This is a genomic window from Paraglaciecola sp. MB-3u-78 (genome assembly GCF_002835935.1).
In the GTDB taxonomy this organism is placed as follows: Bacteria; Pseudomonadota; Gammaproteobacteria; order Enterobacterales; family Alteromonadaceae; genus Paraglaciecola.
This window is the reverse complement of sequence record NZ_PJCF01000002.1, coordinates 159,043-185,368: the sequence shown is the minus strand read 5'-3', so window position 1 is coordinate 185,368 and position 26,326 is coordinate 159,043. Positions and strand designations below refer to the sequence as shown.

The window sequence follows — 26,326 nt, the reverse complement described above, 5'->3', positions numbered from 1 at the left end:
TCTTTTTTAACTAAAAATTTAAAGTGGGTTGGCATTCATAAAGGTTAGTAATACTTCAGCTAATTGCTCGCCTTGATCTTCTTGCAAAAAATGCCCACCTTGTTCAATAGTCGTGTGCATCTGACCTTGGCAACCGGGAATAAGTTTTTGCATGATTTTGTCACCACCTACGGTTACGGGATCTGAATCACTGAAGGCGGTGATAAAAGGTTTGTCAAATTGCTGCAGAGTTTGCCAAGCTAGCCTGTTGGCTTCGCTTGCTGGATCATCAGGTGTTGTTGGCACAAGCAGCGGAAACTGCCTGACACCAGCTTTATATGTTTCATCAGGGAAAGGTGCGTCATAAGCGGCCAGTACCTCAGGACTAAGAGGCGTTACTGTGGCACCTTTGATAATCCCAGCTACCGGAAACACCTCTACTTCTTGGGAAAAAGTTTGCCAATTCAAGAATGCTTTGCTGGGTGTATGGTCGCCAGTGGGCAGCATAGTGTTAGCTGCCAAAACTCGAGCAAACAAATCAGGATGTTCAGCCACTAAGCGTAATCCCAATAATCCGCCCCAATCCTGGCAAACCAAGGTGATATCTTTCAGCTTTAATTGAATGATCACTTGGCGAACCCAATCAAGATGTCGCTGATAAGTATAATCGCTTCGTTCAGTGGGTTTATCTGATTTTCCAAAGCCAATTAAATCTGGCGCAATCACCCGATAACCCGCTGCGACAAGTGGGTCTATCATCTTGCGATACAAGTATGCCCAGCTAGGTTCACCATGCAGCATTAGCACTACATTGGCATCCCTTGGACCTTCATCTACATAATGTAGTTTTAACGAACCTCCTTCATCATCATTCACTTGCAAAAAATGAGGCGCAAAACGAAAGTCTGTTATTTGTTCAAAACAATGTTCAGGGGTTGTCAAAAATTCCAAAGGTCGTCTCTCAATGTAATGAAGTTGTAAACTATTTGTGTTGTAGAACACCAAAAGTGTCATGAAAAGTCAACTTGCTCAGACTAATACAGAATTATCTATTTAATGAATAGAAGCCGTGTATAGGTTACCTGCACCTATAAAGCCTGCTTATTCTGCAGTATAAAATCAATAAATTAGAATGATTGGGAAGGGTGGCCTAGTATCCGCTGTAAATATTAAGCTGGTAGAGGTCTACATGAGTCAAGTCGAATCAAAAACAGTCAATAGTGACGCGGTAAGCTACGAACTAATTAGAACGCTATCTGCAAATAAAATTGCGGCGTTATGGATGCAAAATCCCCCCGTTAATGCATTGTCTAAATCCGTACGTGTCGGACTTATTGAACACTTAAATGCGGCTATTGCTGATGATTCAGTTGAAATGATAGTCATCTCGTCTAAACAGAACTTGTTCTCTGGCGGAGCGGATATCAGCGAATTTTCAGGTGGTGATTTAGAGCCTAATTTGCCCGCAGTATTAGATGTCATTGAAAATTCACCCAAACCAGTGGTTGCTGTTTTAAATGGCCCCGCATTTGGTGGCGGTCTGGAAGTGGCCTTGTCTTGTCACTACAGAGTGACGTTCGCATCCAATAAAGTGGGATTACCTGAAGTTAATTTGGGTATTTTACCTGGAGGCGGAGGAACCCAACGTTTGCCACGATTAGCAGGGGTTCAACAAGCGTTAGACATGATTGTTTCGGGTCGCCCTGTTGCGGCTAAAACATTACCTAGTGTATTTGATGTTGTCGTCGATAGTCCAGAAACACTGCTAAGCAGTGCATTAGCGTTTTGCGAAAAAGTAATTGCCGATGGTAGCAAAGTACGTAAAACCTGTGACGTGCAAATTGATGTTAGTACTGCACCAAAAGAATTATTTGCCCAGTACCGTCAAGGTTTAGCGACCAAGGCTCGAGGTTTTTTTGCACCTGAACGTTGTATTCAAGCGGTAGAAGCATCGGTTGCACTACCTTTTGCTCAAGGTTTAGTCCGTGAAGGTGAGTTGTTTATGGAATGTATGCGCTCTAAAGAAGCCCGAGCACAACAGCATTTTTTCTTCGCTGAACGTGCCGCATCCCATGTCAAAGATTTTGATAAAGAAACACCAGTAAGAGATATTAAACAAGTCGGTATTATTGGCGCAGGTACTATGGGCGGCGGCATTGCCATGAACTTTGCCAATGCAGGCATCCCTGTGATTATGCTTGAGCTTAAACAAGAAGCATTAGATAAAGGTTTAGCACTAATTCGTAAAAACTACGAAAACTCTGCGAAAAAAGGCAAGCTCACTGCAGAGCAAGTCGAAGACCGTATGGCCTTGTTAACTGGCTCAACTGAATATGCAGCCTTAAGTAATGTTGACTTAGTGATTGAAGCAGTATTTGAAAAAATGTCTGTCAAACAAGAAGTCTTTAAAGCCTTAGATGCAGTGTGTAAACCCGGTGCTATTTTGGCCTCTAATACCTCTACTCTAGATATTGATGAAATTGGTGAAGCCACTAAACGCCCTGAAGATGTGATTGGTTTGCACTTCTTTAGTCCTGCAAACGTTATGAAATTGCTAGAAGTCGTTAAAACCAGCAAAACCTCTCCAGAAGTAATTAAAACCACCATGAAAATGGCCAAGAAGATCAACAAGGTCGCTGTATTGGTGGGGGTTTGTTTTGGCTTTGTCGGCAACCGTATGATTGAAGGATATGGCCGCGAAGCGAATCGCATGATGCTTGAAGGGGCTACGCCAGAACACGTTGATAAAGTCATTTACGATTTTGGTTTACCTATGGGTCCTTTCACTATGGGTGACATGGCCGGTCAAGATATTGGAGCTTTTGTACGTGAATCGCGCCGGGAATTTATTAAGCATGATCCATCTTATTGCATCTTAGCCGACAAGCTAGTGGAGCAGGGCAGAGTAGGATTAAAAGTCGGTAAAGGTGTGTACTTGTACGAAGAGGGTAGCCGTAAACCCATTCCTGATCCAAGTGTACTTGAGCTAGCGAAACAAGTAGCTGCAGATTTAGGCGTAGCGCAACGTGATATCAGCGATCAAGAAATCATCGAACGGATTATTTTCCCTATGATCAACGAAGGTGCGTTGATTTTAGAAGAAGGCATTGCTGCCAAATCTAGTGATATCGATGTGATTTATGTGTATGGCTATGGTTTCCCAGTGTATCGCGGTGGACCTATGCAGTATGCCGATGAAATTGGTTTAAAAACTGTGTATGACGCTATGTGCAAATATCGCGATGAGTTGGGTGAACATGGTAAAAACTGGTTTGAACCTGCACCTTTACTTAAACAATTAGCTGAGCAAGGTAAACGATTCGCTGATCTTTAGTCGTCAGCGCTTACCTTATTACAAACAAATTAAACATATTTTAAAGAGAACATTATGAAAGAAGCAGTCATAGTATCAACCGCAAGAACACCTATCGGCCGTGCTTATAAAGGCGCATTTAATAATCTTGAAATGCCAAGTTTAGGTGGCCATGCTATCCGTGAAGCGGTAAAAAAATCTGGTGTTGATCCAGCTAGTATAGATGATGTAATCATGGGCAGCGCCTTAACCCAAGGTAGTGGCAGCATGAACATTGCCCGTTTGGCTGGGCTGGCGGCTGGTTTACCCACTTCTGTATCAGGCATGACCCTTGACCGTCAATGTAGCTCAGGTATGTATGCTATTGCTACGGCAGCAAAACATATTATTACCGACAATGTACCCATAATGGTTGCTGGTGGTCTTGATTCCGTTAGTTTAGTGCAAAACAAAGCAATGAATACTCACCGTATCGTTGATCCAGCCTTGGCTAAAATGCACAAAAATATTTATATGCCTATGTTGCAAACCGCTGAAGTGGTGGCTGCTCGTTACGGTATTAATCGTGATGCGCAAGATGAATATGCTTATCGTAGCCAAATGCGTACTGCTGCTGCACAAGCTGCTGGCAAGTTTGATGATGAAATTGTGCCAGTAACTGCGACTAAAGTGATCATTGATCGCGAAACCAAAGTCGAAAGCTTTCAAGAAGTGACTTTAACTAAAGATGAAGGTAACCGCGCAGAAACCACATTAGAAGGTTTACAAAATTTAAAGCCTGTTATCGAAGGTGGAGTTATCACTGCAGGTAATGCAAGCCAGTTGTCTGACGGTGCATCTGCGTGTGTCATCATGAGTGATAAACTAGCCGAACAACAAAATTTAACACCATTAGGTGCGTATCGTGGTATTGCTGTTGCAGGCTGTGAACCAGATGAAATGGGTATTGGCCCCGTTTTCGCTATTCCAAAATTGCTTAAACGCCATGGTCTAACCATGAACGATATTGGTTTGTGGGAATTGAACGAAGCCTTCGCTGTGCAAGTATTATATTGCCGCGACAAGTTAGGCATTGATGACAACATTCTAAACGTCAATGGTGGGGCTATTTCTGTAGGTCACCCTTACGGAATGAGTGGCGCACGTATGGTTGGTCACGCCTTGATTGAAGGTAAACGTCGTGGTGCTAAATATGTTGTGTGTACTATGTGTATTGGTGGCGGTATGGGTGCTGCAGGTTTATTTGAAGTTTATTAATGTAGATTGGCTTCGTACGCAAAGAAGCTAAAGACAAAAGATACGTAAAAGTTTAAGAGGTAAGTTATGCAATATTTTAAAGCCCCACAAAAAGAAGCCTTATTCGTGATGAACGAATTATTAGGCTTTGAAAAACATTATGCTGATTTGGGATTTACAGATGCTACGCCTGATATGGTTGAAGCCATTTTTTCAGAAGCCGCAAAATTCGCCGAAAATGTGTTAGCGCCAATTAACGCCAACGGTGATGAAGAAGGCTGTAAATGGGAAGACGGTGAAGTCACTACTCCTGCAGGTTTTAAAGAAGCTTACAAACAATATGTTGATGGCGGCTGGACAGGTATGACTCACCCAGAAGAGCTGGGTGGGCAGAACTTACCTTATTCTTTAGGCAGTGTGATGTCGGAATGGTTTTCTTCGGCGAATCATTCTTGGGCCATGTACCCTGGGCTCAGCCAAGGCTGTATTGAAACCTTAAAAGAACATGGTACTGCTGAACAACAAAAAATGTTTTTGAATAACCTTATTGATGGTCATTGGACCGGCACCATGTGTTTGACTGAATCTCATTGTGGCTCTGATTTAGGGATGCTCAAATGTAAAGCTGTGAAGAATGATGATGGTAGCTACAGCTTAACCGGTACCAAAATTTTCATCTCGGCAGGTGAGCATGATATGTCAGACAATATCGTACATATCGTGATTGCTCGTTTGCCAGATGCACCAAGTGGCACTAAAGGTATTTCATTGTTTGTTGTACCTAAATTTGATGCTGGCCCTGAAGGCGAAAAGTTAGACAGAAACGGTGTGACTTGTGGCTCTATTGAACACAAAATGGGGATCAAAGGCTCGGCCACTTGTGTGATCAATTTTGATGATGCTAAGGGCTATCTAGTAGGTACTGAAAACCGTGGTCTTAATTGCATGTTCACTTTTATGAATACTGCACGAATCGGTACAGGTTTAGAAGGTTTGTCCGCATCTGAAGCCGCGTTCCAAGGTGCTTTAGCCTATGCTAAAGACCGTTTGCAGTTCAGAGCCATGACAGGCGTTAAAAACCCTGACGGTCCAGCTGATCCGATTATTAACCATCCTGATGTACGCCGTATGTTGTTGACTCAAAAAGCTTTCGCAGAAGGTAATAGGGCATTAGCCGTGTATGCTATGAAATTAGTGGATATTTCACAGGCCAACCAAGATGAGGGTGTTAAACAACTCGCAGAATCGAAGCTTGCCTTATTAACGCCTATTGTTAAGGCATTCTTAACAGAAACAGCCCAAGAAACGACTAGTTATGGTATGCAGGTCTTTGGTGGACACGGATTTATAAAAGAGTGGGGCATGGAACAACTCGCCCGAGATACCCGTATTTGTACTATGTACGAAGGCACAACAGGTATTCAGGCGATTGATTTATTAGCCAGAAAAGTGGTTGGTTCAAACGGAAAGTTGCTTACAGTATTCACTAACGAAGTGAAAGAATACTGTAAAAGCATTCGTGATAAGAGTCAGTTTAATGCTTGGTCGAACAGTATCGATACACATGTCGATGAATGGCATCAAATTACTGAAGATATTATGCATCGAGCGGCCAAGAATCCTGCTGAATTAGGCGCTGCGTCTGTTGATTATTTGATGTATTCAGGATATGTAGTTGTTGGCTATTTTTGGCTGCAAATGGCTGTGGTAGCCCAGCAAAAACTTGATGAAGGCACCAGTGATCCAGAATTTTATCAAGCGAAGTTACACACTGCTAAGTTTTATTTTGACCGTTTATTAACTCGCACCCGTTCTTTAGTTTCTGCAATGGAATCTGGTGCTGACAACTTAATGAATATGGAAGAAGAGCAGTTCAACATAGTTTAAGCTTTAGTTAAAAATAATAAGAAGCTAGGCTGGGAAATACAAAAGGCGGACATATAAAAATGTCCGCTTTTTTTTGAATTAAACGAATTGAATTTGATAGGTGAATCGAGTCATGAAACATCACACAATCGACATTGAAAACGTAAATATACATTATGTTGAAGCTGGGGAATTTAGTGATACAAATTCACCACGCCAGACCATTGTTTTTTTACATGGTTTTCCAGAATACTGGGGCACATGGCACGCACAACTTGATTATTTTGCTAAAGACTATCGGGTGATTGCTCCTGACTTACCCGGTTATAATTTAAGTGACAAGCCTGAGGAACAATCTTTTTATGAAGTACCCAAGCTTATTCAGTTTATCGCTAAGTTTATCCAAGATGTGGCACCACAAGAAAAGATAATCTTAGTGGCCCATGACTGGGGCGGTGTTATCGCATGGCCGATTGCTGCGTTTTTCCCGCAACTTATCGATAGATTGGTCATACTCAATGCTGCTCACCCCAGCACATTTACTCGGGAAATGATCCACAATGCACAGCAACGGCAAAAAAGTAAATATATCCATGAGTTAATCGCTCCTAATGGTGTTGAAAAATTATCAGATAACAATTATCAATACCTAAAAGACAAAATATTCATTGGAATGCGCGAAGGCACATTGAATGAGACACAACGCAAGGCTTATGAGGACGCTTGGGCTCAGCCGTGTGCGGTCAATGGCATGCTGCAATATTATCGAGCTATGCCTCAATTAGCGCCCTCTGAGAAAGTAGTAGCTGCTGGCAATGGACCTATAGTTGCAGCCACACAAATGAAAATCCCTAACATCCGCATCACTTGCCCCACATTAATATTATGGGGCGAACAAGACCAAGCTTTTGTTAAAGAGAATATTGATGGGGTAGAGAAATATGTGCCTGACGTACGGATTAAACGTTTTCCTGATGCTAGCCATTGGTTGCAACATGAGTTGCCAAATGAAGTGAATCAGGAAATAGATGAATTCCTTAAAACGACTAAAAGCGTTTAAACCACAGAAGGTACAGAGCGCTGCGCTGCAAAGAGGAATAGATTGTTAAGAAGTAAGTCTTTTTTCTCTGTAGTTAATTTTCTTTTAGCTTCACGCATAAAAAAACGGCCTCAAAAGAGGCCATTTTAAAATGGTAAGCAGGATAAGCTACTTACACTTACCGTAACTACTCAGCACATAATCTAGTTTATTTTTAACGATCAAAAATTAAAAAATGATCGACTTGCTTGATCATTTCTAAGCGTTATTATACTGTTTTATTTCGATAATTACGTGGCTAAATGAAAGTAAGCGGCATTGATATTGAGTCGAATATCAATAACATTAAAGCACAAATTGAAGCGGACAATACATTGTCACCTTCAATGCGTACTGCTATGGATTTATTGCTTCTTATTGTCACGTTACTCTGTCAACGGCTTGGGCTTAACAGTAATAACAGCAGTATACCGCCCTCGTCCGATCAAAATAGAAAGAAAAATTCAAAAGGCAACAGTACTAAAAAATCAGGTGGACAAAAGGGGCATAAAGGCACAACGCTACCACTTGATGACAACCCTGACATCACACATAAATTAATCGTTGATAGCACACTTTTACCGCCCGGTAACTATACTGATATGGGTGAAGAGGTGCGGCAAGTGGTCGATATTGAGTTTAAGCGTGTCGTCACTGAATATCGCGCACAAATACTTGAGAATGAGTTAGGTCAACGCTTCGTTGCCCCATTTCCCCAAGACGTTAATAGCCGTATTCAATATGGTATTGGGTTAAAAGCTCATGCGGTTTACCTGTCCCAATATCAATTACTGCCTTATGAGCGCATTCGTGAGTATTTCACTGACCAGCTTAATATACCTTTGAGCAGCGGCAGTCTTTTCAACTTTATCAATACCGCTTTTACCAAACTGGAAGAGACGCAAGCATTAGATATTATCAAAGCGAACTTGAGAAAAGAAAAGACATTACATACCGATGAAACTGGCATCAATATCAACGGAAAAAGACAATGGCTACATAACGCTTCGTCTCTGGATTGGACGTATTTATCAGCCCATGAAAAACGAGGCCATGATGCCATGGATGAGATTGACATATTACCCCAGTTCAACGGTGTGATGTGCCATGACCATTGGAAACCTTATTATCGTTATGAGTGCCTACATTCATTATGCAATGCGCATCACCTGCGAGAATTAACTCGAGCGTATGAGCAAGATAATCAAGCTTGGGCTGAGGAAATACGGGTGTTTTTAGTTAAGCTCAATCAAGAGGTAGATAAGGCTGGCGGGTTACTCAGTGTTGAAAGACAAGACACCTTGCGACGTCACTATCAAGCGATTTTAAAGGCAGGAGAAAAAGAAAGTCCTGCGCCGATACCAGTGAAAGGTAAGCGAGGACGGCCTAAAAGAACTCAATCACGTAACCTACTTGAGCGATTACAAAACTATGAAAGCGATGTACTTAGATTCATGACGGATGAGGCAGTGCCATTCACTAATAATCAGGGCGAAAATGATTTGAGGATGGCAAAGGTTCAACAAAAGATATCGGGATGTTTTAGAAGTGCTAACGGAGCCAAAATGTTTTTTGGATTACGTAGCTATCTGTCGAGCTGCAAAAAACAAGGGATCAGTGGGTCCACGGCATTAACGTTATTATTAAATGGCATGCTGCCTAATATCTTTATACCCGCTGAGTAGTTACCACTTACCTTCCATGTTGAACTTTCAGTTCGTTCAAGAACAATTCTTGCGTAGCTCGTAGCTCGTAGCTATAAAATTTATATTCTGTCGTTAATTGCAGCAACGATAGGTGAAGTATCTAAACCATTTTCAGAAGCACAAACTAATACTGTTTTTCCGTCTGACTAAGGTGAGCTTAAGTCACCTTTAGGCATTTTCTTAACCATTAAGGTACTTGTTTCAACAGCGTTGTTGAGCATAGCCGTGCGAATAAGGCTGTTACCACCACAAGAAACACCTGTGTAGTAATCTTTAAGCTTAAGTCTAAAATCGGACTGAACACGTTTCATTTTTTTACGTAGTTCGCCTTTGTCATCTGCTTTAACGATATTATAAATATTTTGGAGTGCTTCGCTGACGTCAGCTTGGGCATTCCCCCGCTGTTAATAAAGAGATAGTAGCGATAGCGATAGACGTTTTAACTATTTTCAACATGGTTAAGTCCTCGGTTGATAAACTCGGTTGATAAACTCAGTGTTTAAGTTTAAGTGTTGGGTGAAACGTTGCTGCGTTTTGTGGGTTTATTAAAGAACATTTAAATGGATTAAAAAATCTGTGAGGTGATACTTAGGTATGGGAAGTTATAACTTTATTTTGTAAGTGATTTAGAACCCTCAATAGATCAGGTTTTAAATACAAGCAAGCACTGAAGTATACCGCCATCTTGCGGGGCATTCACTTGGCGAGACATGATTCGAGAGTAGCTCAAGATCATCGGTTTCGCCCACCAAAACATCATTAGCATTCCATTAATTTATCCAAATTTAAACGTTTGGATAAATACATGGCTTGGTTTGATCATGAAATTTCAAATATCATTACTTTTATAAAAGACTAAGTTAATAAAAAACTTACCGGGATCACGAGGTAAGTATGAAGCGGCTGTTTGTCTTTAATTCTACTTTAGGCTTATACACTTTAAGTGCAAAGGAGAGCATAATGGACGTAAATAGTGTGGAAATAGCTTGAAAATTAAGAATGGAAGTAGAAAGTTTAGATTTTTGGGTAATGACTCAATGATTGGGTTGACAGTGAGTTATGCTAAATCCCATAGATTAAACACTACTTTAATATTACTGGGTGTTGCTGGGGGTATTTGGGCTCATAAATCGAAAATTTCGATACTGTCTGCAAAATGTGTACATTAGATATTGATGTTTGCGCCTAATAATTTAAGCCACTGCGGATCCTGACGTAAACTCGCTGTCCTCGATTCAAAAAGGCACTAAACATCCCCATATGTTTAGTGTATAGGTTTAGGAATTGAAACATCAGCCTTTCAAAATTTAAAACTTCAAATTGTAGATCTTGTCGGTTTATCAAAAGATGCGATACATATACATATTGGTATGAGTATATTTATTTTCGCAGTCTTAGTTTCGGGAAAAGGAAAAATGACTGTTAAGTGCCTGCTTCCGGTTTTCATTGCAGCACTGGGGATGAAGATAATGGATTTATATGATGACTATAATTCGCTAGGATATTTTCGTTGGTCCAACAGCTTACATGATTTTATTAATACCTCATTGTGGCCATGCATTATTGTTGTATTGGCAATGTTTATTGATATGGGTCGTAACAAAATAGATTGATATGACTAACATATGTGTCTTATTAAATTTCCTTACCGTGCAGCGTTTAGAGTTATTGTAAGTTTTATCCTACGTGTGGTGATAAAAGAGTATATTTACAATGTAGCCAGTTTAACTGTCAGAATAACGGGAGAACACTTTGAACCAATACATTACCGAGCAAAAAATATCATTAACTGAATCAGTCATATTGATTGTTGAAGATGATCCTATTAATGCGGTAGTGATTGAGGATCTGTTGTCCGGTTTATATCAAACTAAAATCGTGCACTCTGGTGAAGACGCCTTGATTTCATGTGATGCCCAGCCGCCCGACCTTATTTTGCTTGATGTTATGATGGATGGGATTTCTGGTTTGGAAACCTGTAAAACCTTAAAAAATAACAGCCAAACACAACATATACCCATTATTTTTATCACCTCCATGCATGATCAGGATGACCAAAATCGCTGTTGGGAAGCTGGGTGTGTCGATTTTGTGGCTAAACCAGTCAACGGTGTAACGCTTCGTAATCGAATTAAAGCTCACTTAACTCTTAAGTTACAAACTGACTTGTTACGCAGAATGTCATTTGTTGACGGCTTGACTGGATTGTATAATCGACATCTACTCGAAGATGTAATGGCTAAGCTTATCTCTGATGTCAATCGGTCTAAACAGACCCTGAGTATAATGATGCTAGATGTAGACTGGTTCAAAGGTTATAACGACACCTATGGCCATATAGCAGGTGATGAATGTCTTAAAAGTCTTGCAGGTGTGATAAAGGAAAGTTTACAACGGCCTATAGATCTGGCGATACGTTATGGCGGTGAAGAGTTTTTATGTTTATTACCCGACACGGACCAGCAAGGTGTTGAATACATTGCAAATATTATGCTTAAATCGGTGCAAAATTTGGCCATTAAACACAAGCTATCAGAATTTAAAATGGTAACGATCAGTATTGGTATCCACACAATATCTAGTACCAAAAACACCTCTTTTGATGATATTTTAGCCAAGGCAGATGAAGCGCTATATGCAGCTAAACAACTAGGTAGGAATCGATTTTCAACTTATGTTCCCAAGGTATAGATTACGTAGATATTTTTTGTCGTTATGTGCGGTTAAGTGCAGATGTGTTGTTTATTTTCTAATAGGATCACCTCTAGATGTCTGAATTAGATTTAATTTTTCTTCGATACAAAATTAAAGCACATCGCCACTTGTTACCCTTGACTCTGCTATTGGTTTTTGCCCTGTTGACAGTTTCGATTCTCGTGTTTGAGTCTCGCCTATCTGAGTCTATTATGACTGATGTAAAAACGACTTTAGAGGATTCGGGAGAACAAATTGAAAGCCAAATTCAGGAAAGGTTAACTAAATATCGCAATGATTTACGTTTTTTACATGCCACTCCACCCGTGTCAGGCCTTCCTCGTTCGTTGAATCATGGAGGTATTGATCCCATGGACCAGACTTCTTATTCCCAATGGAAGAAACGCTTAGAAATCATTTTTGTGGCTTTTTTGCAGAACAATATTGAGTATCAGCAATTACGTATCATTGAGACAACAGAACAAGGGATGGAGTTGGTAAGAGCTGATAGAATTGGAGGTGAAATAAAGGTCATTGAGGAGATGAATTTACAGAGCAAGAGTGACCGTGATTATTTTGCCTCAAGTGCACAATTGTCCGATAGAGAAGTCTATATGTCGAGTATTTCACTTAATCGAGAGTTTGGAAAAATAGAATTTCCTTACCGACCCATGTTGCGCTTGTCTTTACCCATTTTTGATGAGTTCGGGCACAGATTCGGCTTTTTGATTGTCAATATTCATGCCGAACAACTGCTGAATTCATTAGAAAGTATGGTGATACCTCCCAATAAGTTGATGCTAACTGATCGTGATGGGTATTTTTTAATTACTCCCTATGAAAAACATACATTCAGCAGAGATCTCGCCCCTACAAAAAATTGGAACAAAAGCTTTCAAACCTTAAATAAACTTTCTGATGATTTAAGCAGGATATTAGCAATTGAAGAACCACAACATTATTATTATTCTTTGATGCAAAAAATAGTGGTTTCAGGAGATTTAGATCAAGGATATTTATTAGCGAGGTTACTCACCCCTCAAAGTCATGTAAACCATTTAGAAATGGAAAGCAGAACAAATGTTTATGTTTTTTTAGCGGTTGTAACAGCCATATTGTTATTTGTGCTCAGTGTGTTTAACCGAAGTATGAAAAGAGATCAGCAATTATCTGAAGCCAAAGCCCAATCAGCGGCTATAGTAGGGGGCTCTCAAGACGCGATAATTGGTATAACTAAAGAGGCTGTGGTGACCAGTTGGAACAGGGCAGCCGAATCATTATTTAATTATAGTGAAGAGTATGCCAAGGGTAAAACAGTGACCGAGCTTGCTCTGTTTGAAGATGTTCAACTGTTGGATATTATCGAAGGCTTATCCGAAAGTAACACACAGAAAAATGCAGATGTGACCATCACTAAAGATCAAAAATCGGTGTATTTGTCTTTGTCTTTTTCAGCCATTACTGACTTTACATCTGATGTTAATGGTGTGGCTATTATTGCCCGAGATGTTACCAAAGAACATATAACGGAAATGAAGATTAAACAGGCAAATGCAGAGTTAGAAGAAAAAGTCGCCAGCAGGACAAAAGAACTAGAAAAAACCAGCCATTTCAAAAGTGCCTTTATTTCAAATATTAGTCATGAAATGCGCACCCCTTTGAACGGTATTATTGGCACCTTAAAGTTGGTCAAAAATGAAACTTTAACAGATAACCAAAAACGTTACCTAGAAATGACTGAAGTGAGTGTGAATAACTTGTCCGCTCTGATTAATGACGTATTAGACTTATCTAAAATTGAAGCGGGTAAGTTAGATGTGGATTTTAAAGCCTTTAATCCAATCAAACTTATCCAAAATTTGAGTTGTAACATGGCCATTAAAGCCCAAGAAAAAAGGCTTGAATTTATTGTTGATGTGGCAGATTTACATTGCGAATCTCTTGTCAGCGATGAGCACCGTTTTTCACAAATTCTGAGTAACTTGATCAGTAATGCCATTAAATTTACCGAAAATGGTTATGTTAAAGTCTCAGCATCAAGTCAATTTTGTGATGATGGGCAACTGATTTTACACTGTTCTGTAAGTGATTCTGGAGTAGGGATTTCCGATAATAACAAAAGCAAACTTTTTACGGCTTTTGCACAAGAATATACAGCAGTGGCGTCTAAGTATGGTGGGACTGGCTTGGGACTGGCTATTTGTCGACAACTTGTTGGTTTATTAAATGGCGATATTGATTTCACTTCAGTGAAAGATGTAGGCAGCAAATTTAGTTTTTCCATTACAGTGCCACAAGTTGGCTGTAAACGAGTGTTTTTAGAGCCAAGTCTGAAGGATAAATTCTGCTTGATTGTAGTTCCTCATGTCGAGTCTTATGAAAACATTCAACGAATGATTGAATCATGCTCAGGTGAAATATTAGATCCCAAACCTTATGAAGCATGGCTACTTCATGATAATAATTACTGTCCTGATGTGACGCCTGATTTTATTATCATTGACCAGCAGGATCCTAAAATAATACATCTAGATCAAAAATGGTCACAGTGGGGTGATGATGCAACACAAATACCTAAAATGTTTGTACTGAAGATAAGCAGCGACACAGAACTACCTCTGAAAAACATAATTGCATTGCGACTAAATAAACCTTTTTTGTTACCTGACTTGTTGCAAAAAACCTTTGCTACGACGGAGGAAACCAATAACACAAACAACACGTTAAATCAGATGGATACGGAAGATGATTTTAAGATTCGAGCTGAAAATGTATTAAAAACAACCGGTGCTCGGATCTTAGTGGTAGATGATAACAAAATTAATCTCGAAGTAGCTAAGGGCATGTTATCGAGTCTGCCCATTGAGATAGAGCAGGCCATGGATGGTCAGGAAGCCTTAGATATATTGCAAAAATCTGTTGAACAAAACCGCCTTTTTCATTGTATTTTAATGGACTGCCAAATGCCTGTTTTAAACGGCTATGATACCAGTCGTCAGATCCGTCAGGGTCTACTTGGCGAACAATATAACAGTATCCCGATTATTGCCATGACGGCCAATGCGATGTTGGGTGAACGAGAAAAATGTTTAGACGCGGGGATGAATGATTACACCACTAAACCCATTAATCTTGATTTACTTGTCTCAAAAATTATTGAGTGGATATTAACGGTTTATCAGGCACCCTTGCACTTGCAGAATCCTAAAAAGCTCTCAATTAATGATACGGGCACTGCATTGCAAGATGCTACTGTAACGGTTGTCACTCCTGACATTTTGCAGTGGGATAAACGAGCCGCACTGACACGGCTTATGAATAATGAAGAATTACTGTCCAAAATCTGTCAGATATTTATGGATACCTCTCCCAACAAAATCAAGGATTTGGGGCAAGGTATCAAAGAGAAAAATTTCGAAACCGTTATCAAGCTTTCTCACTCGTTAAAAGGCTCTGCAGGTGACTTGGGAGCTGTAGATTTACATCAATTGTTTTCATCTATGGAGCAACTAGCTAAAGCCCCAGAGATAGAAAAACTCGAGGAATGTTATCAAACTGTACTCACTGGTTATGCTTCATTTATTTCAATTATCACAAAAGAGCAACAAAAAATATCAGAAAAAGCACAAAATAAGGAATGATAGAAGGGGGTAATTAAAAACATCGTGCACCGCTTATTTAGCCTCGTTAGCTTTGTGATACAAAGCGCCCCCAGATTAGTGCCCCCCTCAAATTGCTTAAAGACTGTGTATTTGTTGTTGCCTAATCAAAGCAAGCTCACCACTTTTTTGCATATCCATTATTACGCTGTCAATTCTAGGCATTAGCGCAACCATGACTACAGTATTGTTTGAGAATTGAGTTCAGGTTATCAAAAATCAATTTTTTCTAAGCAACATTTTATTGCTTGATTGCCCTCAAACGTATAGTTGTCCATGGGTCACCTTTGGGTTATTGGCTATCTGTAATCGTTTTTGAAAGTCGCTTTTGATAGATAAACGCGGCGCAAAGCATAAATAAACCGATACCAATCATCAGGGCAACTTTTTGCCATAACAGAGCGTTTGCCGCATCAATAAACCCTAATTTAAGCAATCCTACAAAAATAAACCCTAAGGCCAGTTTTGCCACAAATTTACTGTTTTTATGAGTGAAAAATAAATAACTACCTTGCAATATTAGCCATGGGCTAATAAGTAATGCCAATTCCCACTCATTCAGTAAAAACGCGCCGCTAATTGCAAATACTATGTGTTGTAAGGTGTAGCCGGTTTGTCTGTCGGTGAATAATTTTAAATTCAGTTTATTGAGCGCTTCAGACTTGATTAAAAAAGTCAGTGATATGACTAAGCTTAGTAAAACCCACAAGCTGCTGCTTATAAGGTTATAACTAGCTGTTGTGGAGATGCCAATCCAAGAACAGAGTAAGCTAAAGTAGCAAAGATAACCGAGGGTAGTGCGGTTCCTATGCAGAGTTGGATGGGAGTGTGAGCACAATACTAAAACAAATATATAGCCGCTGGTTAATGCTCCAGCTATATATACGTTAGCCCATTGTCCCATATAGAAAGCGATACACGCGGAAATAAAATAAAGGCTTAATGACGCAATCTTTTTGTCTAATAAGGGTACATGTCCCTTGTACGTGATGCCTAAAAAGTAACTCAACACACTAAGACCAAATAAGGTGGACAGACCCGTTAGTAAAAGTTGGCTGTGATAAAAATCAATATAGAAGCCTAGGTTATAAAGTGCGGCACTCGCAAAAAGTATCAAGGATTCTGTGCGCATAAAAGGGTGTTTAACGCTACGCCCTAGTATATAAGCAATAATTGCAGAGCACCAAACAGCTAATGCTGAAAAATCTGTGTAATGCTGCATGACGGAGGGTAAAAATGCTAGGGGAATGATTAGGTAAAAGCCCAGTCTTAATTGTTCTGCCAATTTAGCCAAAACACTGGTGCGGCCTATTCGTCGGTAATATTCAGCAAATAACCAACATTCCACAAACGCTAATAAGAGGGCGACTTTGGCATAGTTTGGTAACTCTCTAAATGACAGAGATTGCACTTCATTTATGCCCAGTAAACAAATAGAGAAGATAGCTGCAGCAGCGACATAAGCCATGATCTCAGAGGTATGACACAAACGACGATAGCTTTTGGTTAACAATATCCCTTGTAATGGCAATATCGCAATAGACGACCAAACGCCAAGTTGGACCCATAGTAGTGAAAGAACGAATAGACTTAGCCAAATTGATTCAGCCGGTCTGAGAAGATCATTAAGCTTCACTTCCCAATCAATATCGCAGGGAAAACGACTAAACAGTTTTCTTGAGCAGAATATTAACGCCCCAATGCTTGCCACCACTAAAATGCCTTTTAAAGATAATAGTGCAGGGTTAGGGAAGTAGGGCAACACCAGAAAAACTGCATGTAATATTGCAAAAGCTAGAAGGCCATATGCTTCAATTCGTACTGAAAAGTAGTTTTCTTTGAGGGCAAAATATAAAATAAATAATCCTTCCAGCCCAATAGCAAAACCCCAATAATCAGGTGCAAGACTACTGACTATTGCAACTAACACCCATGTGCTGGCAAGCATGGTATACAAATTGATAGTATAGGATTTTTGTGTTCTGGCTTTGAGTAATAAAAAAACACTGAGTACAGCATTAAGGACAGCAAGTGCAGGCAATATCCAAACACTGTCAAAATTAGCTTGGTAAAGGATGCCAATATTAGCGAACACGGTAATAACGGTGAGGACAATGACATCTTTTGAATATGCACTTTTTTGGGTCAGTAAAGTGCATAGATACAGTAAAAATACACAATAAAAACCTTGGCTAAAACCCCCTAAAAAGAATGTTTTGGTGGTTGTCAGTAATAGGAATTCTATACAACTATAAGCAACAAATACGCTGACAAAACCCAACCATTGCCAGTTTTTATTTAAGGCTTGATATAGGCTGGCTAATACCATAAAACCCAACCCAATCAGGTAGTAAGTGGTGCCAAGTTGATCCAATTGTGAAATAAGTGGAATGGCACCTCCGCCTATGATGGCCAAAGCGCTGACAATCTTTGCATCGAATTTGTTAGCTAAAATAAAACCTGTGCAGGCAATAGCAAAATAACTGAGTAACACCACCCAACCTGGCAAAAGCTGATAAAAACTTCCCGCCACATAAAGAGTCACAAAATTCAATAATAGCCCTAAACTGATAATAGCAGAGCTAATGTCAGGGTACTGTTGACGTTTAGCTAAATATACACCACCTAAGGTAATGCCAATAGCAAACACAAACAGCAACAAAGACTTACTTCCCGCCCCAAGTTCGCCTACAAGTAACTGAGCTAAATAACCAAAACCACCCACTAAAAGTGCAATGCCAATTAGCATAAATACAAATATCGGCCCTTGCCCTTTGGCTTGATAATGTTGGTATAGACTCAGTAATGGAGAAACAAATTTAGTCAAAGGTGATAAGAGGCTAAACACGAGACTGCTGGCTTCTTTTAAAAGTGAAGGGATGTTGGAAGAATTAGTGACTGATTTGGTTTTGGCGCTATTCGCAGCTTGATCAAAAGCTGCAAGTTGATTTTGTGACTCTGAAGCTTGCCTTGGCTGAGAGGGCGAGGGTGTCTCTGTTGGTGTATGCTCTAGCTGTTGTTTTACACCAATATTATTGCCGTCCGTCAGCGCAGATATTTTTTGTTCTAACCTTTGCAGCCGAGTTGAAAAATCTACACGGGTTAATGCAATCTCCCGTTGTAAGTCTTCAATTTTTTGATCCTTTGTTGACACTAGTCTCTTCCTTTGTAGCATGCTTTGCAGTGTTCAGGTTTAGAAAATAACATAGCGTTTTTTAATTCTCTATATGTGCCCATAGGGAACGAACAAGAAGCAACACTCAGAAAATTGAGACGGGGAAGTAAAGTCCGAAACCAAACTATGTCAAACTGTGATTTTAAAAATTATATACTATAAAAATCTTAGGTTAAATAATGAACCATTACATTGAATTTAGAGTACAAAAGGTTTGACCGTCCATAAATATACGGTTTATTAGCCTAAACATGGATATAGATAAATGAAGGGTATTGTTTTTACAGAGTTTAATGAAATGGTAGAATCTCATTTTTCGCCCGAATTACTGGACGAAATAATCGTCGAGTGTGATCTGGCTTCGGGTGGTGCTTACACAACAGTTGGAACATACGATCATGATGAGCTAATACAGATGGTCACAAAGTTAGCTGAGAAAACCAATACGTCTGCTGATGATCTGGTTTTTGCATTCGGTGAACATCTAGCTATTCGATTCGCGATATTGTTCCCGTCGTTTTTTGATGAATCTAAGAGCATGTTTGAGTTCATGAAGACCCTCGACAATTCATATACACGTTGAAGTTCAAAAACTCTATCCAGATGCAGGCCTGCCTAAATTTAGTTTTGATGATACGGATCCATCTTGTTTAATCATGGAATACCAATCACCAAGAGGATTCTCCACACTAGCTCATGGTCTCATGCATGGGGTTGTTAAATATTACAAAGAAGCTATCACTATTAAGCCAGAGCATATATCGGGCAATAGTCACGTGCGCTTTCATTTAACTAAAACATGACATTCTATGAAAGCCATAAAAAAATTGAATTTTTAGATCGGCGTTTACAGCGCGAGAAAACTGCTCGTATTGCCGCTGAATCTATTCTTGAAGCAAAAAGTAAAGAAGTTTACTTATCGAATCAGAAATTGGTTAAAGCGGTATCCGATTTAGAAAAACTCACCATTGCGGTAGAACAAAGTCCTATCATTGTGTTGATGACAGATATACGAGGCGTTGTTGAATATGTCAATCAATCCTTTACGGTGATTAGTGGCTATTCCAAAAGACAAGTGGTGGGCAAAGATATTCGCAGCCTTGGGCTGATTTTAGACAAAAAACCCATGGAAGGCATCAAGTATGTCATGCAAAATAAAGCGCTTTGGCAAGGTGAAATCCAAGGAACAAGCGTCACAAAACAAGTTTATAAACTTAAAATTAGCATATCGCCAATATTGGATAAAGCGCAAAACATTACTCATTTTCAGTACAATTGTGAAAATGTGACTCTACAAAAAGAAAACGAATTACGAATCTATAACCTTGCTCACCATGACTCTTTAACCCAGCTTTATAATCGTTTTAGTATTAACAGTATTTTGCAGCAAACCATCATAAGTGCAGAACGAAATAAAAGCCTTATGTCGGTTGTGTTTATCGACATGGACCGTTTTAAACAAATTAATGATACCCACGGACACAAAGTTGGAGATGTATTACTGCAGCAAGTGGCTTCCCGCTTAAGTGGCACGTGCAAAAGAAAAAACGACTATATAGCTAGAATTGGTGGTGATGAATTTTTAATCATTTTAAACGATATGCAAGATGTTGCTTTTGTGGCGTTAATTGCGAAGGCCATTGTTGATGTATTAAGTCTTCCCTATTTCTGTGAAGGGCAAGAACTCAGATCAAGCCCCAGTGTGGGTATTGCCGTCTATCCGAACGACGGACAATCGGCTGAAGAACTGGTAAAAAATGCAGACGCCGCTATGTATCATGCTAAAGAGAATGGTAGACGCAACTACCGTTTTTTTACCAAAGAATTAAATAAGCTTGTTGAAGAGAAAAACATGCTTGAGAAAGACTTGCGCCAAGCCTTAGATAACAATGAGCTTGAACTGTACTATCAACCTCAAATTCATTTAGGCGACACGTTAAAATTTGGTGTTGAAGCCTTAATACGCTGGAGACACGCAATTCTAGGATTTGTGTCGCCGGAGAAGTTTATTGCCATCGCCGAAGAAAGAGGATTAATTTATGAATTAGGAGGCTGGGTCATTGAAACTGCATTCCAACAACTAATTAATTGGTCTAGTGTCTCTGAAATACCTATTAAAATGGCTATTAATATATCCGCCAAACAAATTGAAGACAAACGGTTTGTGCATGACTTGCGGTTGTTGGTTGATAAATACAAGATTGTCCCGGAGATGGTCGAGCTTGAGATCACAGAATCCATTGCCATGGTTAATCCGCAACAATCTATCAAGACATTAAAGGAAATCAGGTCCCTCGGATTTGAACTTGCCATTGATGATTTTGGGACTGGATATTCGTCACTTTCGTATATAAAGAATCTGCCGATACAAACCCTTAAGCTTGATAGGTCTTTTATTGACAATTTAGAGGAGGATATTGATAACGCCAAAATTTGTAAGGCAGCAATATCACTAAGTCACGACCTAGGATTACGCTTTGTTGCTGAAGGAGTCGAAACAAAAGGCCAAGCTAAGTATCTTACTGACAACGGTTGCGACGTTCTACAAGGCTATTACTTTTGCCGTCCAGTGCCAGCTTCCGCTGCGTTAGTGTTCATTCGTGACTACCAAACTCATTCATTTTAGTCCCAGCAAATTAGGTGTGAAAATGCTAAGGTATTGAACTGATTTTGGTTGCAAATGTCAGTAATAATGCTCTGAAAATGGGTGTTAACTTTGCAATCGCTATTTATCAACACACCACTTTGTAACATCTTACAGCTCAAGTACGTCATTCGCGCAAAACCCTTTTGTAACTATAAAAAAGCCCACTTAAGTGGGCTTAGCATCATCATTGTTTTAATCGACCAAAGCTTGATAGACAAGATTTCTAAAATCATCGTGATAACGATGAAAACCAATGGGTACAAATTGCGCCATGGATATCAATATAATTTTCTCTTGTGGATCGACTCTAAAATAGGTTGACGCCATACCACCCCAACCAAAGTTACCTTTAGAGCTCATAAAACCTGACATCTCGGGGTTGACAGTGACCGACATGGCAAGTCCAAATCCCTCACCTTGGGCGTCGTCGGCATAGGGGAGCAAGTGATTAGGCAAATGGTTGCTAGTCATATATTCAACTGTTTTTCTGCCTAAGATCCTCACGCCATTGATTTCACCATCATTAAGCATCATTTGTGCGAAGGTGAAGTAGTCTTGAATGGTCGAGACCAAACCACCGCCACCGCTGTGGATTTTCGGATCGCTTTTGTAATCACCTAAAGGCTCATTTTGCATCACCACTGTTTGCCCAGTTTTTCTGTCTGCAGTATAGATTTGAGTCAATCGATGGACTTTATCAGCAGGCACATAAAACCCCGTGTCTTTCATTCCTAGAGGAGTGAAGATAGTGTCCTGCATATACTCGCCAAGCTTTTTACCGCTGATCTTTTCGACTAAGGAGCCAATAATGTCGGTTGAAAATCCATAGTTCCAGGCTGTACCTGGTTGATGATTAAGAGGCAATGCCGCGATTTTAGCTAAAAAGTTGTCTGGCGTCAGTTCGTCTGGTTTCGACAATAGTTGTTGATATAATTTATCAACTTCGCTACCGCTAAAGCCATAACTCAAGCCAGAAGTGTGCATAAATAAGTCGATGATGCGAATGGGGGACTTAGCATCTTCTAACACCATATCGGCACCAGACCCACTGACATAGACCTTCATGTCCTTGAATTCAGGTAGGTATTTAGAAATGGGGTCAAACATGTGAAACTTGCCTTGTTCCCATAATGTCATAGCGGCTACTGCCGTGACAGGTTTAGCCTTGTCCAATATGAAATGAGTCTTAACTAATTGCGTGTTTCCAAAATGAAATGCGTCTAAAGACTTAAATTCTGTTCATGATCATAAGATGCAAGCGATCATGAATATAGAAAACCTCACCACTATTGAAGAGCTTGAACGCTTTATTCAAGGTAACCAAGCCGTCGCCTTTACCGTTTTAGGTGATAAAAATCAGCGATATCAATTCATTCAAAAAACATTGATAAAATTTCGCTATATCACGTTAAAAAAAACCGACAAAGGGATCGTCAATCAATACCTTAAAAAGGTGACAGGCTACTCGCGGCAGCAACTCACTCGATTGATAAAACAATACAAGGACGTCGGCAGAATTAACTGGCAACCTTGCCGAACTAACGGCTTTTCAACCATTTACAGTACAAAGGATATTAAGCTACTGGCTGAAATGGACGCAAGGCATGATGATATCTGTGGTCATGCCACTAAAAAGCTGTTGGAGCGTGCCTACAATACGTTTGAGCAATCAGAATACCAAATGCTTGCCACTATCTCTGTTTCACATTTATATAACTTGAGGCACTCTCAAGGCTACCAAAAACAACGCAGACACTTCACAAAAACACAATCAAGACAAGTGCCTATTGGCGAACGGCGTAAACCTCAACCCAACGGCGAGCCTGGCTATATTCGTATTGATACCGTGCACCAAGGAGACCTAGATAAACAAAAAGGCGTGTATCATATTAATGCAGTTGATGAGGTGACACAGTTTGAGGTTGTTTGCTCAGTTGAACGTATTAGTGAGCGTTACCTCATTCCAGTACTAACGCAAATGATGGCCGCATTTCCTTTTATTATCAAAGGGTTTCATTCAGATAATGGCTCTGAATACATCAACAAACACGTGTGTAAATTACTCACCAAACTTGAAATAGAGCTCACTAAATCACGCTCAAGACACTCAAACGATAATGCCTTAGCAGAAAGTAAAAATGCATCAATTGTAAGAAAACAGTTTGGTTACACACATATTCCACAGAAATGGGCACCGTTAATCAATACGTTTAATTTAAAATATCTTTACCCGTATATCAATTATCATAGACCTTGTTTCTTTCCTGAAGTCACCACTGATGATAAAGGGAAACAACGTAAAACTTACCCTTACAAAAGTATGATGACGCCCTATGAAAAACTAAAATCTTTACCCAATGCCAAAACATATTTGAAAGCAGACTTTCATTTTGAAATACTAGATGAGCAAGCTATGGAAATGACAGATAATGCTTGTGCTGAATTACTTCAAAAAGAACGTAATGAATTATTTAACCAGATCTTTGAACAGAATAAACGAGCCTAAAAATTTACTTACTTAAGACTCATTTGTTAATTGGAATATACTGGTTTGCTCATAGAGTAAATTCTAAAGATAGTGTCTTCACTCATAGGAGTACCCGCTTCTCTATCTTGCATGCCTTGGGCATGTAAATAAGCTATTTTTCCATTGCGCGCGACTAAGGTTAAAGTGCCGGCTAATTTTCCTTGGTCAATATATTCCTGCATAACAGGCGCGATTTTATCTAGGCGTTTTGATGAAAACCCTACTGATTCTGCTACGCTAGCTGTGTTTTTAGCGTCGACTACTGTTGACTGGCAAGCCATTAACGTAAAGCAAACCATTAACCCAAGAATAAACTTCATAACATCCCTTAACATTTTATAAGAGCAACCAGTTTAACCAGAGTTGAGAAGGGGGCAAGTTGATTTAAATGATTGAAGTGCATATAAGGGGATTATCTTTCAGGCGTGTTGATTCATGTATTGTTCGGTGAATTAATTGTTTCGCCTCTACTGGGCATAAAACTACGTGGTAACACCGGAAGTTCAAACCTTAATATCTAAAGTTAGTCCTGATAGTTTCCTCGCGTAGCATTCGATTTGAAAACTCAATACACCTACCTTGTGTTACCTAGAAATTATCTTGTAGGTATCGGGTGCTTTGCCAATTGAGCTAGCATTTTCATCACTTTCCAAGGCAATATTAAGTTCTTCTTGCATACCGCGAAACATTACTGTTGGGATTTTTAGTTCTAACATCTTGTTTGGGTCGATAAATTGGTTGAGGATCATATCGGAGGGTGACTTCGAGCTTTCAAGAAATAAGCTGAAACTGGTGTGTTTCTCATCAGCCGCTAGCGCGCAATTGATGGGCATGACTATCCAGGTCACTCCTGGTACAAAATCTTTGTGGTAAGAATCTAAAGGCAGGGACATATAAGACGCGTTAGGATCTTCGTTGGCAACAATTCCATCATCTAGTGCAGCTGTGCCAAAGCGCATAATGGCGCGATTTGGCAAGGCGCGTACTTGCCCGCCTATTTTCTTTCTAATATCAGCTTGAGGCTTTTTAATAAAAGAGTAGGGGATTTGGTCAAATTGACCGCTCACGGAATTGAGTTGTTGATCTTCAGGAAGTCGCACATCGGTGTCAGAGCGGATCAATACATGAATGCGACAAATGCTGCCTCCGCGATTCCCGGTTTTAATGTCTACTTGCGAACAATTTGAAACCAAAGAAACCGAAATTGCCAATACTGTGATAAAGCCGAGAGTCAATTTGTTCATACCCAATCAAGTGGCTCACAATAATCTTTACGTTTTTCTAAAACGGGGAGCATACGAGTCATGCCATGGGCTTTTAACGCCGCGGCCCCAGCGGCGGCAACACCACCTACTAACAAGTTTCCACCACTTAACAGCGTGACAACAGCACCGATAGCAGCTTCTTTTAAACTAAAGGGATTGGTCTTAATGCGTTTTACTGTGTTGGCACCGCCTAAATGTTTTCCAGTACCACGACTGACCACATCAAAAAATGCACATATGTGTATAATTTTTCGATCTTTGTCTTCGCAAACCGAAAGCCCTGGTTCTTTACATGCCGGTTAAAGGCACGAAAACAGTGATGGAGCCACCACAAAGACGTTGTAAGTGAAGATGATGCTTTAATCTTTTGCTCTACCCTCGAGCGGCTTCTTTTTGGTTACTTTTTCTTAGCTGCAGAAGAAAAAGTAACTTGCTTGAAAGGATTCGAGTCAAAAACCCCATAGACGCGGGTGCCCGCTAGGGCATAAAACTCACTCCTAACCGACTAACGTGTATGTGTAAATACCTAAATAATTGCAAAAAAACTCAAAAGTGCCGTGAGCATAACACTCTACGAATCGGCACTCATAGCAGGTTGCAGATGGTCGATGAAATTGACTGTATGACTCCTCCGAGCGATCACCGGTCAGACGATTAAGTAGCGGTGACGATCGCCTATACTGAGGAAGCAGATGATGACATCTTCCCGTCTATTCTCCATCATTCCCGCGAAGGCGGGAACCTCCAAACCAACTGGCTAATCTAAAAGAATCGTCCTTTTCAACATGGCAATTTTTGCATATATTTATTAAAGGATTGAAAAGAAATTCAACTATGAAACGGCCCTGCATATACATTCTCACTAATGATAACAACAGCACGGGATACATCGGAGTAACAAGTCATTTAGTGCAGCGTATTTATCTACATAAAAACAAACAAGTTAAGGGCTTTAGCTCAAAATACAACTTGAATAAACGAGTCTATTTTGAGCAACTTGAAGATATGGATAGCGCAATACGTCGAGAGAAAAGGCTCAAGAAATGGAACCGAGAATGGATTGAGCTTACTGGGGCTATTTGGGGGTTCCCGCCTTCGCGGGAATGACGTGTAATAGCTTGTAAATCCTCATCATCCGCTATCTGCTATTTGTAATCGTTAAGTAAGTGGTTCACCAACGC

At 39.9% G+C, this 26,326-nt stretch carries 18 protein-coding genes and 1 pseudogene; 12 read left to right on the top strand and 7 right to left on the bottom strand.

Going from position 1 to position 26,326, the window contains the following annotated elements:
* Window positions 1–18 precede the first annotated feature (18 nt).
* On the bottom strand, window positions 19–930 hold the full coding sequence (locus CXF95_RS02590; protein ID WP_101197445.1) for a haloalkane dehalogenase: 912 nt from the start codon (window positions 928–930) through the stop codon (window positions 19–21).
* Window positions 931–1,168: 238 nt separating this feature from the next.
* Between CXF95_RS02590 and CXF95_RS02585 the strand changes: the two genes are divergently transcribed.
* The 5 genes from CXF95_RS02585 to CXF95_RS02565 all read left to right on the top strand — a co-directional run bounded on the left by CXF95_RS02585 (window position 1,169) and on the right by CXF95_RS02565 (window position 9,157).
* Window positions 1,169–3,313: a 3-hydroxyacyl-CoA dehydrogenase NAD-binding domain-containing protein gene (locus tag CXF95_RS02585; protein ID WP_101197255.1), complete on the top strand. Its 2,145-nt coding sequence runs from the start codon at window positions 1,169–1,171 to the stop codon at window positions 3,311–3,313.
* 54 nt (window positions 3,314–3,367) lie between these two features.
* The gene (locus tag CXF95_RS02580) at window positions 3,368–4,549 is read left to right on the top strand and encodes an acetyl-CoA C-acyltransferase (RefSeq protein ID WP_101197254.1); all 1,182 of its coding nucleotides are present in this window, start codon (window positions 3,368–3,370) and stop codon (window positions 4,547–4,549) included.
* Window positions 4,550–4,615: 66 nt separating this feature from the next.
* The gene (locus CXF95_RS02575; protein ID WP_101197253.1) at window positions 4,616–6,415 is read left to right on the top strand and encodes an acyl-CoA dehydrogenase C-terminal domain-containing protein; all 1,800 of its coding nucleotides are present in this window, start codon (window positions 4,616–4,618) and stop codon (window positions 6,413–6,415) included.
* Between the two features lie 112 nt (window positions 6,416–6,527).
* Window positions 6,528–7,454, top strand: coding sequence for an alpha/beta fold hydrolase (locus tag CXF95_RS02570; protein WP_101197252.1), 927 nt, complete (start codon window positions 6,528–6,530; stop codon window positions 7,452–7,454).
* A 281-nt stretch (window positions 7,455–7,735) separates the two neighbouring features.
* Window positions 7,736–9,157, top strand: a complete 1,422-nt coding sequence (locus tag CXF95_RS02565) for an IS66 family transposase (RefSeq protein ID WP_101197251.1) — start codon at window positions 7,736–7,738, stop codon at window positions 9,155–9,157.
* Window positions 9,158–9,237: 80 nt separating this feature from the next.
* On the opposite strand, the pseudogene CXF95_RS02560 reads toward CXF95_RS02565, so the two are convergent.
* Window positions 9,238–9,634 (bottom strand): annotated as a pseudogene (locus CXF95_RS02560) (DUF3718 domain-containing protein).
* A 1,296-nt stretch (window positions 9,635–10,930) separates the two neighbouring features.
* On the opposite strand from CXF95_RS02560, the gene CXF95_RS02555 reads away from it, so the two are divergent.
* On the top strand, window positions 10,931–11,869 hold the full coding sequence (locus CXF95_RS02555; protein ID WP_101197250.1) for a diguanylate cyclase: 939 nt from the start codon (window positions 10,931–10,933) through the stop codon (window positions 11,867–11,869).
* A 215-nt stretch (window positions 11,870–12,084) separates the two neighbouring features.
* Window positions 12,085–15,513 carry an ATP-binding protein gene (locus tag CXF95_RS02550; RefSeq protein ID WP_232787607.1) on the top strand — a complete coding sequence of 1,143 codons (3,429 nt, stop codon included), beginning with the start codon at window positions 12,085–12,087 and terminating at the stop codon, window positions 15,511–15,513.
* Between the two features lie 310 nt (window positions 15,514–15,823).
* Here CXF95_RS02550 and CXF95_RS02545 read toward each other — a convergent pair whose 3' ends face one another.
* Window positions 15,824–18,685 (bottom strand): DUF2339 domain-containing protein, encoded by a 2,862-nt coding sequence (locus CXF95_RS02545; protein WP_232787606.1) that lies wholly within the window; start codon window positions 18,683–18,685, stop codon window positions 15,824–15,826.
* A 286-nt stretch (window positions 18,686–18,971) separates the two neighbouring features.
* Between CXF95_RS02545 and CXF95_RS02540 the strand changes: the two genes are divergently transcribed.
* Genes CXF95_RS02540 through CXF95_RS02530 form a run of 3 tightly spaced genes read left to right on the top strand, consistent with a single transcriptional unit; the run spans window position 18,972 to window position 21,332 of the window.
* On the top strand, window positions 18,972–19,289 hold the full coding sequence (locus CXF95_RS02540; protein ID WP_101197248.1) for a heme NO-binding domain-containing protein: 318 nt from the start codon (window positions 18,972–18,974) through the stop codon (window positions 19,287–19,289).
* Window positions 19,273–19,509 (top strand): heme NO-binding domain-containing protein, encoded by a 237-nt coding sequence (locus CXF95_RS31320; RefSeq protein WP_101197247.1) that lies wholly within the window; start codon window positions 19,273–19,275, stop codon window positions 19,507–19,509. The genes CXF95_RS02540 and CXF95_RS31320 overlap by 17 nt, the downstream gene beginning before the upstream one ends.
* The gene (locus CXF95_RS02530; RefSeq protein ID WP_101197246.1) at window positions 19,506–21,332 is read left to right on the top strand and encodes an EAL domain-containing protein; all 1,827 of its coding nucleotides are present in this window, start codon (window positions 19,506–19,508) and stop codon (window positions 21,330–21,332) included. Before CXF95_RS31320 ends, CXF95_RS02530 begins: the two co-directional genes overlap by 4 nt.
* A 213-nt stretch (window positions 21,333–21,545) precedes the next feature.
* Here the strand turns inward: CXF95_RS02530 and CXF95_RS02525 are convergent, their stop codons facing one another.
* Window positions 21,546–22,526 carry a serine hydrolase gene (locus tag CXF95_RS02525; protein ID WP_232787605.1) on the bottom strand — a complete coding sequence of 327 codons (981 nt, stop codon included), beginning with the start codon at window positions 22,524–22,526 and terminating at the stop codon, window positions 21,546–21,548.
* A 79-nt stretch (window positions 22,527–22,605) separates the two neighbouring features.
* Here CXF95_RS02525 and CXF95_RS02520 point away from each other — a divergent pair, with 79 nt between their 5' ends.
* A complete protein-coding gene (locus CXF95_RS02520) occupies window positions 22,606–23,859 on the top strand; it encodes a DDE-type integrase/transposase/recombinase (protein ID WP_101196919.1) in 1,254 nt (417 codons plus the stop codon).
* Window positions 23,860–23,885: 26 nt separating this feature from the next.
* Here the strand turns inward: CXF95_RS02520 and CXF95_RS02515 are convergent, their stop codons facing one another.
* The 3 genes from CXF95_RS02515 to CXF95_RS02505 all read right to left on the bottom strand — a co-directional run bounded on the left by CXF95_RS02515 (window position 23,886) and on the right by CXF95_RS02505 (window position 25,366).
* Complete coding sequence (locus tag CXF95_RS02515; RefSeq protein WP_232787604.1) at window positions 23,886–24,200, bottom strand: serine hydrolase domain-containing protein; 315 nt, start codon at window positions 24,198–24,200, stop codon at window positions 23,886–23,888.
* Between the two features lie 264 nt (window positions 24,201–24,464).
* On the bottom strand, window positions 24,465–25,124 hold the full coding sequence (locus tag CXF95_RS02510) for a hypothetical protein (RefSeq protein WP_101197245.1): 660 nt from the start codon (window positions 25,122–25,124) through the stop codon (window positions 24,465–24,467).
* Window positions 25,121–25,366, bottom strand: a complete 246-nt coding sequence (locus tag CXF95_RS02505; protein ID WP_101197244.1) for a hypothetical protein — start codon at window positions 25,364–25,366, stop codon at window positions 25,121–25,123. The genes CXF95_RS02510 and CXF95_RS02505 overlap by 4 nt, the downstream gene beginning before the upstream one ends.
* A 613-nt stretch (window positions 25,367–25,979) precedes the next feature.
* On the opposite strand from CXF95_RS02505, the gene CXF95_RS02500 reads away from it, so the two are divergent.
* Window positions 25,980–26,252 (top strand): GIY-YIG nuclease family protein, encoded by a 273-nt coding sequence (locus tag CXF95_RS02500; protein WP_101197243.1) that lies wholly within the window; start codon window positions 25,980–25,982, stop codon window positions 26,250–26,252.
* The last annotated feature ends 74 nt before the right edge of the window (window positions 26,253–26,326 follow it).

Excerpts from the sequence above, each read along its gene's own strand:
- CXF95_RS02550 (WP_232787607.1), top strand. The coding sequence starts at position 12,085 with ATGACTGATGTAAAAACGACTTTAGAGGATTCGGGAGAACAAATTGAA.
- CXF95_RS02515 (WP_232787604.1), bottom strand. The coding sequence starts at position 24,200 with ATGAAGTTTATTCTTGGGTTAATGGTTTGCTTTACGTTAATGGCTTGC.
- CXF95_RS02580 (WP_101197254.1), top strand. The coding sequence starts at position 3,368 with ATGAAAGAAGCAGTCATAGTATCAACCGCAAGAACACCTATCGGCCGT.
- CXF95_RS02585 (WP_101197255.1), top strand. The coding sequence starts at position 1,169 with ATGAGTCAAGTCGAATCAAAAACAGTCAATAGTGACGCGGTAAGCTAC.
- CXF95_RS02575 (WP_101197253.1), top strand. The coding sequence starts at position 4,616 with ATGCAATATTTTAAAGCCCCACAAAAAGAAGCCTTATTCGTGATGAAC.
- CXF95_RS02565 (WP_101197251.1), top strand. The coding sequence starts at position 7,736 with ATGAAAGTAAGCGGCATTGATATTGAGTCGAATATCAATAACATTAAA.
- CXF95_RS02510 (WP_101197245.1), bottom strand. The coding sequence starts at position 25,124 with ATGAACAAATTGACTCTCGGCTTTATCACAGTATTGGCAATTTCGGTT.
- CXF95_RS02500 (WP_101197243.1), top strand. The coding sequence starts at position 25,980 with ATGAAACGGCCCTGCATATACATTCTCACTAATGATAACAACAGCACG.
- CXF95_RS02570 (WP_101197252.1), top strand. The coding sequence starts at position 6,528 with ATGAAACATCACACAATCGACATTGAAAACGTAAATATACATTATGTT.
- CXF95_RS02540 (WP_101197248.1), top strand. The coding sequence starts at position 18,972 with ATGAAGGGTATTGTTTTTACAGAGTTTAATGAAATGGTAGAATCTCAT.
- CXF95_RS02530 (WP_101197246.1), top strand. The coding sequence starts at position 19,506 with ATGACATTCTATGAAAGCCATAAAAAAATTGAATTTTTAGATCGGCGT.
- CXF95_RS02520 (WP_101196919.1), top strand. The coding sequence starts at position 22,606 with ATGCAAGCGATCATGAATATAGAAAACCTCACCACTATTGAAGAGCTT.